We start from the raw sequence: 8,026 nt of genomic DNA on the forward strand, positions 1-8,026 counted from the left end.
GAATCGTACGTTCGATGGACGGCTCACATACGCAGGGTGCAGGCATTTCCCTGGTCGTCATAGTCCTCGTCGGCAGTGTTCTTCGTTCGTTCACCTGCAGTTTCGACAAACTGCCGGTTTCTGCGTGACGGAGCTACTGACCGCCCTGGTTCGCCACCGCAGCAGCACCCGCGGCCGCAGCTTCCGGATCGAGGTAGGTACCGCCCGGGTTGGTCGGCTCGAGCCGTCCGTCGACCTCGGCGAGGTCGTACTGCAACGGAATGCCGGTGGGAATGTTCAGTCCGGCGATGTCCTCGTCGGAGATCTTGTCGAGGTACTTCACCAGCGCGCGCAGCGAGTTGCCGTGGGCCGCGACCAGCACCGTCTTGCCGGCCTTCAGATCGGCGACGATCGTCTCCTCGAAGTACGGAATCAGCCGCTCGACCACATCGGCGAGGCATTCGGTCAGCGGAACACTGTCCAGCTCGGCGTAACGAGGATCGGCGTCCTGGCTGAACTCGCTGCCGACCTCGATCGCAGGCGGCGGGGTGTCGTAGCTACGACGCCACAGCATGAACTGCTCGTCGCCGTACTTGTCCTTGGTCTCGGCCTTGTTCAAGCCCTGCAGTGCGCCGTAGTGCCGCTCGTTCAAGCGCCAATCACGCACGACCGGGATCCAGTGCCGATCGGCGGCGTCGAGCGCGAGGTTCGCGGTGCTGATCGCCCGACGTAGCAACGAGGTGTACAGCAGGTCGGGCAGCACACCCGCCTCGGCGAGGAGCTGGCCGGCGCGCTTGCCCTCGGCTTCGCCCTTCTCGGTCAGTTTCACGTCGACCCAGCCGGTGAACTGGTTGGACGCGTTCCATTCGCTCTCGCCGTGACGAAGCAGAATCAGGGTTCCGATACTCATGTGGTCAGTTTCTCATGCTCGACCTCGGTTGGCCCGCGTGCGACGAGCACGCCGACGACGACGATCATGACCACTGCGGTCAGGGTGATCGGGATGGGGATGATCGGGTCGAGCAACACGAGCACAGCACCGACCGGAACTGCGATGTTCACGACGCGGTCCGCGTGGGCGCGGATGGCTACGAGCCAGACGCCGAGGACGAACACCGCGATCGGGATCGTCACGGTGAACGACGCGGCGACGTCGCCGAGCTTGCTGTGCTCGGTCAGGACGTCGATCTCGACCTCGATGCCGGCCGAGAACGCGCCCGCCGCGGCGAAGATGAAGAAGTGCGTGTATCCGTACATCAGCGAGTTTCCGAATTTTCCGATCGCCCGGTGATGCGGCGGCCAGAAGTAGATCCACCACAGGCTCGCGGTGACGACGAGAGTGAGGACGGAAATGGCGATCAACGGAGCCAGTGCCGTCTCGTCGTGCAGCGCTTCGATGATGGCATTGGCCGATGCGAGCAGGCTTTCGCCGAGCAGTATCAGTGTGAAAAGCCCGTAGCGTTCGGTGATGTGGTGCGGGTGCCACGGGGTTGCCCCGCTGCGTTCGGCGATCAGGGGAACCGACATCTCCGCCGCTGCCAGTACGAAGAACACGATGATGGCGGCCGTGCCGTCGAAGAGCAGCAGCCACAGAATCCACAGAACCTGAACTCCCGCAATCCCCGTCGCGTACGTCAGCGCAGTTTTCTTGTATTCACTCGACCGCGATGCTCGAACCCATTGCGTCACCATCGCCACGCGCATCACCACGTAGCCGAGCACCACGATCACGAAATCCTTGTCCACGAACGCCGATTCGACTCCGGCAGCGAGCACCAGCACGCCGGCCATCTGCACCACGGTCAACGTCCGATACAGCCAGTCGTCGGTATCGAAGGACGTGGCGAACCACGTGAAGTTCATCCACGCCCACCAGATCGCGAAGAACACCAGCACGTAGCTGAGCAGACCGTCGGCGACGTGGTTCTCGGTGAGCGCGTGATGGAGCTGCACCGCGGCGATACTCACGGCCACGACGAACACGAGGTCGAAGAACAATTCGAGCGGACTCGCAGCGCGATGCGGTTCGTTCGGATCGCGCGGTCGCATCGGCACCAGACGCCCAGTGGAGAGATTCACGCTCGCAGACTAAGTCATGCGACGCAATCGGTGGCGGGACCTCACACCCTTTCTGCCGACTGCGCGCCGGAGTTCAGCGCATAGCGGGGGTGCGCGGTCTCGAAAAAGGGTGTGAGGTTGTAGACCTACTCCCCCAGATCCGCTCCGATACCGCCGATCCGAGCTCCCACACTCTGATCGACAGCGTCGGTTTCGACGAAATAGCGGCGAAACACCGAGCGCATCAATTCGATGACCTCGATGTGCTGACGGATGACAACAGCGGCCGAGCCTTCATCGCCATCGGCCAGTCGCTTGAACTTCGCACCCAACATCTGGGCCGACGGTAGTTCGCCGAATGCGTCGAGATCGACGAGAAACTTCGTTTTCCCCAGCATGCCTGCCAAGTGGTCGATGTAGTCAGCGCAGACCTGGTCGCACCGAGAAGCAACGTCCGCGGGAATTTCCATCAACCCTGATTCGGCGCGCTCCGAGAGTTCTCGCCAATACTGCATCGACTCGAACAGATCACCGTTTCCAGAAGCCATCGAACCGGAGCCTTTCTGTCTACCGTGCCCGCGTGGGCAGGTTGGTCTGCAACGATTTCGTGACCCGCCCGATTTCCGAACACGGATCCCCCGCCGGATCGCGTCCAGCCCTTCCATCGAGAATGAAGTACAGGATTCCCCCGGTCACTTCATACGCGGTGCCGCAGCTGACTTCTTCGTAATTCGCAGTACGTCGAAATTGCACGAAACCGTCTTCGTCAACGGGAGTGAAGCTGTCGAACTGGTCGTTCGCTTCTACATACTCGAGGTCGTGAGTCGAGGAAAATACTCCCAGGAAATACCACGACCCAGGGTCGGGGTCGGTCCAGACACACGTCTTCCAGTCGTTGGACAGCGGGGCGTCTCCGAACAGATTCGAGCTCTTGCTTCCCACGTCCAATCCCGCTGCCTCGACGGCACTGTCCGGGATGGTGCACGGATCCCATGGCTCGGCTGCGACCGGCGCGGCAACCGTCGATGTCGTCGGCTCGGAAACCGGCGCACCCGACGTCGACTCACCACATCCGGAGACCAGCGTCATCGCTGCGACCAACCCCGCCACCCATAACCGCGTTCTACTCACAGTCGGTTGGACGCGGCGAACAGCGTCCCGGTTCCACGGCAACCTCACACCCCTACTACCGACTGCGCGCCCCCGCTCACTTCGGAGCAGGGGCGCGCAGTCGACAAAAAGGGTGTGAGGTCACCACCGAGCGGACATCAGCCGCAATTGGACGGTGCCGGCTCACCTCGGAATCGTGCGTCCACGTAGGCGTAGGCCTCGGGCAGTCCGACGAGCGATCCGCTGAAGTGCTCAGCCAACGGGTACGCGCGGAATTGCACTGTGGCACCTGCTGCGCAGTAGCGATCGACTGTTTCCTTCACCGGCGCGAACGGGGTGATGAAGTCGTTGATGCCGTGCCAGATGTAGACCGGTGCCGTGGGGACGCCTTCGTAGTCGACGAGGCTGTTCTTCTTCAACACCGCCTGCGCTGAGGGCAGCGACGCGATGTCGACGTTCGACAGGTCTCTCGCGCTCTTGAACGCTCCGCCGATGATGATGGGGCGCCGGCATTCGTTACTGACGCGATCTCGCAGAGCCAGGCCTGCCGCATTGAGGTTTTCCGAGACCGGGAACTCGGTGGGGTATTCACGTTCGAGTCCGAGCGATGCCGCCAACGCCATGCCGAAGGCCGGGTGCGGAATCGCGCTGTAGCCCAGGTTCTTTGCGATCAATCCCAGGTCGGCAGGCGTTCCGCCGTGCACGCTGGCCACGATGTTGAGCTCGGGGGCGTAGGTGGGTGCCATCGCACCGGCCCACGATGTCGCCAGTGCGCCTCCGGAGTAACCGAGCAGAGCGACCGGGCTGTCCTTCAGCGGCAACTGCTCGAAGTTCTGCACGGCCCGCACACCGTCGAGCGTCAACCGACCCTCGTACTCGGCAGCGCCGTAGGCACCGGTCGGTCCGAGGTAGTCCGGCACCGCAACCGCCCAACCGCGGGCGACCATTCCGACGTACAGGCTCGGAGCTTCACCGATCTCGTACGTGAAGAGGCCGTGCGAGGGTGCACATTTCACACCCAGGGCATTGATGACGGCCTGGTAGGACACGAGCGGCGTTCCCGCGCCTTTACCGCGCGGCATCAGCACGGTCGTCACCGCGGCAACGGGAGCACCGGCGGAGTTGGTCGACCGGTACTTGAGCTGCCAGATGTCGGTGTTGGGGTACATCCATGCGTCGGCCCGACGGCTGGCGAGGATGTCACCCGGCGCGTGATCGGCGATGTCGGCCGGTGCCGCGTAGAAGACGTCCGGATCGGGGGCAGTCGGCGCAGGGGCAGCCGAAGCTGTTGCGCCCGTTGCGAACAGGGAAGCGCAGAGCGCCACCAGAATGGACCCCAGGACGAGGAGTTTGCGGATCACGGCGAGCCTTTCGGAGTAAGCAGATCGGAGTGTCACGGCACTGTGGGCAAAGAGAGTCGGTTGGTCGAATCCGTCGAAGAGAAAGTGACGTTTGCTGGGCCGGGTCCACCGGCGAAGGACGGGTCGGACGCGGTGATGTCGACGCCCACGCGGTGGCCGCGGTCGAATCGATGGACGATGCTGGGTAGCGACATGGACACCGGGTCCGAGGATTGTGTGAGAACAGCGGGTGCGACGAGTCCGTGAATCGGACTCCGCGTGCCGTTCGGTGCCACGTCGACGACGGTGACGTACACGGTTGCCGGCCCGGACACCGTGGGGCTGATGGACAGTTCCGGTGCGCCGACGACGTCGACGGGTTCGGTCAGCGGCGCGGTTGTCCAGGTAGCGGCAGAACCTGGTAGAGAGACGCGAGGAACTGGCAGTTCCGCAGCAATGTTCGGGAGGCCGAGAGTGGTGTGCATCGGACTGCCTGCATCCCGAATCGTCTGTGTCCACGCACCACTCGGGGCGTCGCCCTGGGACAGAGTGCCGTCGGCCAACTGGAACATGCGTCCGGTGCCGACGGGGAACGTCTGCGACTCCTCGTATGCCGGCGACGCGACGCCGTTGTAGGGCACCCAGTCTCGGAAGTAGGTGAATGCCGGCCCCGGGTCGACGTCCTTGTCCTTGAGGTGCCGGTCGAGCCAATTTCCCACCAGCGCCGCTTCGTGTTGGTTGAACGGGTCGGGGGCCTTGATGTCGAACTCTCCCGGGTAGCCCTTCCGATCGTTGTGTCCCCACGAGTGCCAGACCATGGACGTTTCCACTCCACGCGCCCGCAGAGTCTCGAAGGTGGCGGCTGCCTCGTCCAGGCTGAACAGAGAATCCTTCTGGCCCTGGGTGAGCAGAACCGGGACATCGACTCGATCGAGATAGTCCGCCGGCGAGACGTGCCGCATCGCCGCGACGGTTCCCGAATCGGGTTCCCGGTTGTCCGCGAATGCGGACGCGGCATCGCACACCCACTGGGCGTAGTTCGGACATCCCTCTGCCCGCGCGGGATCGGCCGCGTACCCGCCCGGACCGGCCAGGACTGCTCCGGCCGCCAGGAACGCCGAACCGAAGACGCTCTTGACCGGCCCGACGGGCCTGCGTCCGGAACCGTCGGGGGCCAGTGAGTGAGCGAGGTCGTTCCACGTGATCATCGACGCCACCGTGTCGAGGCGCGAATCCACCGCCGCAGTCGCCAATCCCGTTGCACCGGCGTAGGAACCACCGAGATAGCCGACGCGGGGATCCTGCGGAGCATCGAGGCGAACCACGTCCAGTGAGGGGGCTCGGTTCGAGAGAGCGGCGTCGGTGAACACGCCGGCGTTGTCACCGGCGAGGTAGCCGATGAGGTCCGATGCGGCGACGCCGTCGTAATCGGGATCGGCGAAGTAGATCTTGCACGTCGAGCCACCGAAGCCCAACGCGGAGTACGACAGAACCACGTAGCCGTGGGTGGCGAATCTCGCCGCAGCACCTGCTTGATCGTCCTTGGATCCGCCGAAACCGTTGCTGGCCAGGATGGCCGGAGCCCGGTTGTCCGGGCCCAGGCCATCCGGAACGTAGACGTCGCCCACGACGGTGCAGTGCTGATCCCGCTCAGGACCCACTGCGACGTCGAAGTATCGCGTCTGCACCGAGAATGTGCCGAACGATTGCGGAGCCAGCACCGGAAGGTCCGCAGCATGAGCGGGCGCGGCCGCCACGACCAGAGCGGACGCGGTGACACCGACCACGGTCGAGAACAATTTCATCGGACACAGTTCGTCGGCGGTGCGACACCCCGAAACCTGTTGTCCAGGAAAGTGAGCGCAGCGGGCAGACCCTCGAACGCCGCTTGGATGTGCTGCGGGGCATGAACGACGTCGAACTGCAGGGTGGCACCACTCGCGCAGTACCGCGCAGCGGTGTCCCGCAAGGCGGCGATCGGTATCAGGGGATCCCGGTCACTTCCCCAGAGAAGCGTGGGTGCGGTGGGAACGCCCGGATAGTTCACCAAGCTGTTCTCGTCGATGATCTGCTGCGCCTCCGGGCTGTCCACCAACGAGGTGTTGGTCGAGACCGCAAGAGCGCTCTTGAACGCTCCGGTGGCCAGGATCACCGGTGTGCAGGCGTTGGAGACCTGATCCTTCAACGCCAGGCCGGCAGGGTTGAGCTGCGCGGTGATCGGCAGCCGATCGGGGTACTCGCGTTCGAGGCCCAGAGCGGCGGCGAATGCGAGCCCGAACGCCTGGTGCGGCTGGAAGCCGAGCGAGCGAGCGATGTTGTCCAGGTCGGCAGGAACGCCGCCCGCAGCAGCACCGACGATGTTCAACTCGGGTGCATAGCTCGGAGCGAGCGCTGCCGCCCAGGCCGTCGCCATTCCGCCACCGGAGTACCCGGCCATTCCGACGGGGCCGCCCGACAATCCGAGTTCGGGGACCCGCTGGGCGGCGCGGATGCCGTCGAGTGTGATCTGACCACCCAATTTGGCTGCGCCGTAGGCGCTTTTGGGTCCGAGATGATCGGGAACGGCTACCGACCATCCGCGCATCAGAGCCAGGTTCAGGAATTCGCGCTCCTGGACGCCGGTCGTCGGATCGGCACCGAACAGCGATTCCGATGGTGCGCACTGCAACCCGAGCGCGTTGACGAACGGCTGATAGGACAGCAGTGGCGCACCGGGTACGCGGTTCGCCGGCGCGAGAACTGTGGTCACTGCGGCGATCGCGTCGCCCCTGGAATCGGACGATCGATACTGGAGCTGCCAGATGTCGGCACCGGGGTACAGGGGACTCGAAAAACGTCTGTTGGCAACGACATCACCGTTCTGGAAACCGGACAGATCCGGTACCGACGCGTAGAGCGTTCCGGGCACCGGTGTCGGGTCGGTGGGCGCAGCCGAGGCCTGTGGTGCGGTGACCAACAACATCGACATCAGCCCGACGGCGGTCGTCAGGGTCAAGAGGGTGCGGCGCATGGTAGAAGCTCTTCTCGATTTCCATTGGGCCCGGGCCATTGTGCGGACCGGGGATTGCTCGCATCGAAGTTCGGCTCGATGATGTTCGGCTCGATGATGTTCGTTGGGCGGAATTTCCGTCACGGCGACCTCTGGGGTGCCGTCACGGGTGCCGGCGCGTATTCGGTGTCGACTCGGTCGCCTCGCGGCAGTGCCATCGCGACAGCGGTGGCCACGGCCATGGTCACGGCCATTCCGAACAGCACGGTGCGCTGAGCGTCCAGGTGATCGGCTGCCCCCGCCTGCGCAGGGAGCAGCGCGAAGTACACGGCACCGGCGACCGCAGTACCCACCGCGGACCCGACCTGTTGGACCGTCGGCATGATCCCCGACGCGGAACCGATGGCATCGGGTCGCACGCGGGCGACAATGGTGGCCTGCAGCGGCGCGATCACCGAACCCAGGCCTGCCCCCACCAGCGACAGCGGTACGACCATCTGCCATGGGAAGCCGGGTCGATCGAGGTGGGGGGGGGGGGGGGGGGCCCCCC

7 protein-coding genes and 1 pseudogene are annotated in these 8,026 nt (G+C 64.5%); all 8 read right to left on the minus strand.

All coding sequences use genetic code 11. The features are described from left to right. Nucleotides 1-133: 133 nt before the first annotated feature. On the minus strand, nucleotides 134-889 hold the full coding sequence (locus tag ACFI9K_RS17255; RefSeq protein WP_462664622.1) for a phosphoglyceromutase: 756 nt from the start codon (nucleotides 887-889) through the stop codon (nucleotides 134-136). After that, nucleotides 886-2,028 carry a low temperature requirement protein A gene (locus tag ACFI9K_RS17260; RefSeq protein ID WP_462664638.1) on the minus strand — a complete coding sequence of 381 codons (1,143 nt, stop codon included), beginning with the start codon at nucleotides 2,026-2,028 and terminating at the stop codon, nucleotides 886-888. Before ACFI9K_RS17260 ends, ACFI9K_RS17255 begins: the two co-directional genes overlap by 4 nt. Nucleotides 2,029-2,183: 155 nt before the next feature. Then, on the minus strand, nucleotides 2,184-2,585 hold the full coding sequence (locus ACFI9K_RS17265) for a hypothetical protein (protein WP_462664623.1): 402 nt from the start codon (nucleotides 2,583-2,585) through the stop codon (nucleotides 2,184-2,186). 19 nt (nucleotides 2,586-2,604) lie between these two features. Further along, nucleotides 2,605-3,126, minus strand: a complete 522-nt coding sequence (locus ACFI9K_RS17270; RefSeq protein ID WP_462664624.1) for a DUF3558 domain-containing protein — start codon at nucleotides 3,124-3,126, stop codon at nucleotides 2,605-2,607. Nucleotides 3,127-3,305: 179 nt separating this feature from the next. Further along, nucleotides 3,306-4,505 (minus strand): lipase family protein, encoded by a 1,200-nt coding sequence (locus tag ACFI9K_RS17275; RefSeq protein ID WP_462664639.1) that lies wholly within the window; start codon nucleotides 4,503-4,505, stop codon nucleotides 3,306-3,308. A gap of 35 nt (nucleotides 4,506-4,540) precedes the next feature. After that, a complete protein-coding gene (locus ACFI9K_RS17280; RefSeq protein WP_462664625.1) occupies nucleotides 4,541-6,292 on the minus strand; it encodes a S15 peptidase family protein in 1,752 nt (583 codons plus the stop codon). Next, nucleotides 6,289-7,497 (minus strand): lipase family protein, encoded by a 1,209-nt coding sequence (locus tag ACFI9K_RS17285; protein ID WP_462664626.1) that lies wholly within the window; start codon nucleotides 7,495-7,497, stop codon nucleotides 6,289-6,291. The genes ACFI9K_RS17280 and ACFI9K_RS17285 overlap by 4 nt, the downstream gene beginning before the upstream one ends. 119 nt (nucleotides 7,498-7,616) lie before the next feature. Further along, nucleotides 7,617-8,026, minus strand: a pseudogene (locus ACFI9K_RS17290) (hypothetical protein); the annotation flags it as partial.

The sequence above is a fragment of the Rhodococcus sp. PSi06 genome (genome assembly GCF_054960675.1).

What these genes read in the sequence shown, in the direction of transcription:
- ACFI9K_RS17255 (WP_462664622.1), bottom strand. Translation starts at nt 889, where the DNA reads ATGAGTATCGGAACCCTGATTCTGCTTCGTCACGGCGAGAGCGAATGG.
- ACFI9K_RS17260 (WP_462664638.1), bottom strand. Translation starts at nt 2,028, where the DNA reads ATGCGACCGCGCGATCCGAACGAACCGCATCGCGCTGCGAGTCCGCTC.
- ACFI9K_RS17265 (WP_462664623.1), bottom strand. Translation starts at nt 2,585, where the DNA reads ATGGCTTCTGGAAACGGTGATCTGTTCGAGTCGATGCAGTATTGGCGA.
- ACFI9K_RS17270 (WP_462664624.1), bottom strand. Translation starts at nt 3,126, where the DNA reads ATGACGCTGGTCTCCGGATGTGGTGAGTCGACGTCGGGTGCGCCGGTT.
- ACFI9K_RS17280 (WP_462664625.1), bottom strand. Translation starts at nt 6,292, where the DNA reads ATGAAATTGTTCTCGACCGTGGTCGGTGTCACCGCGTCCGCTCTGGTC.
- ACFI9K_RS17285 (WP_462664626.1), bottom strand. Translation starts at nt 7,497, where the DNA reads ATGCGCCGCACCCTCTTGACCCTGACGACCGCCGTCGGGCTGATGTCG.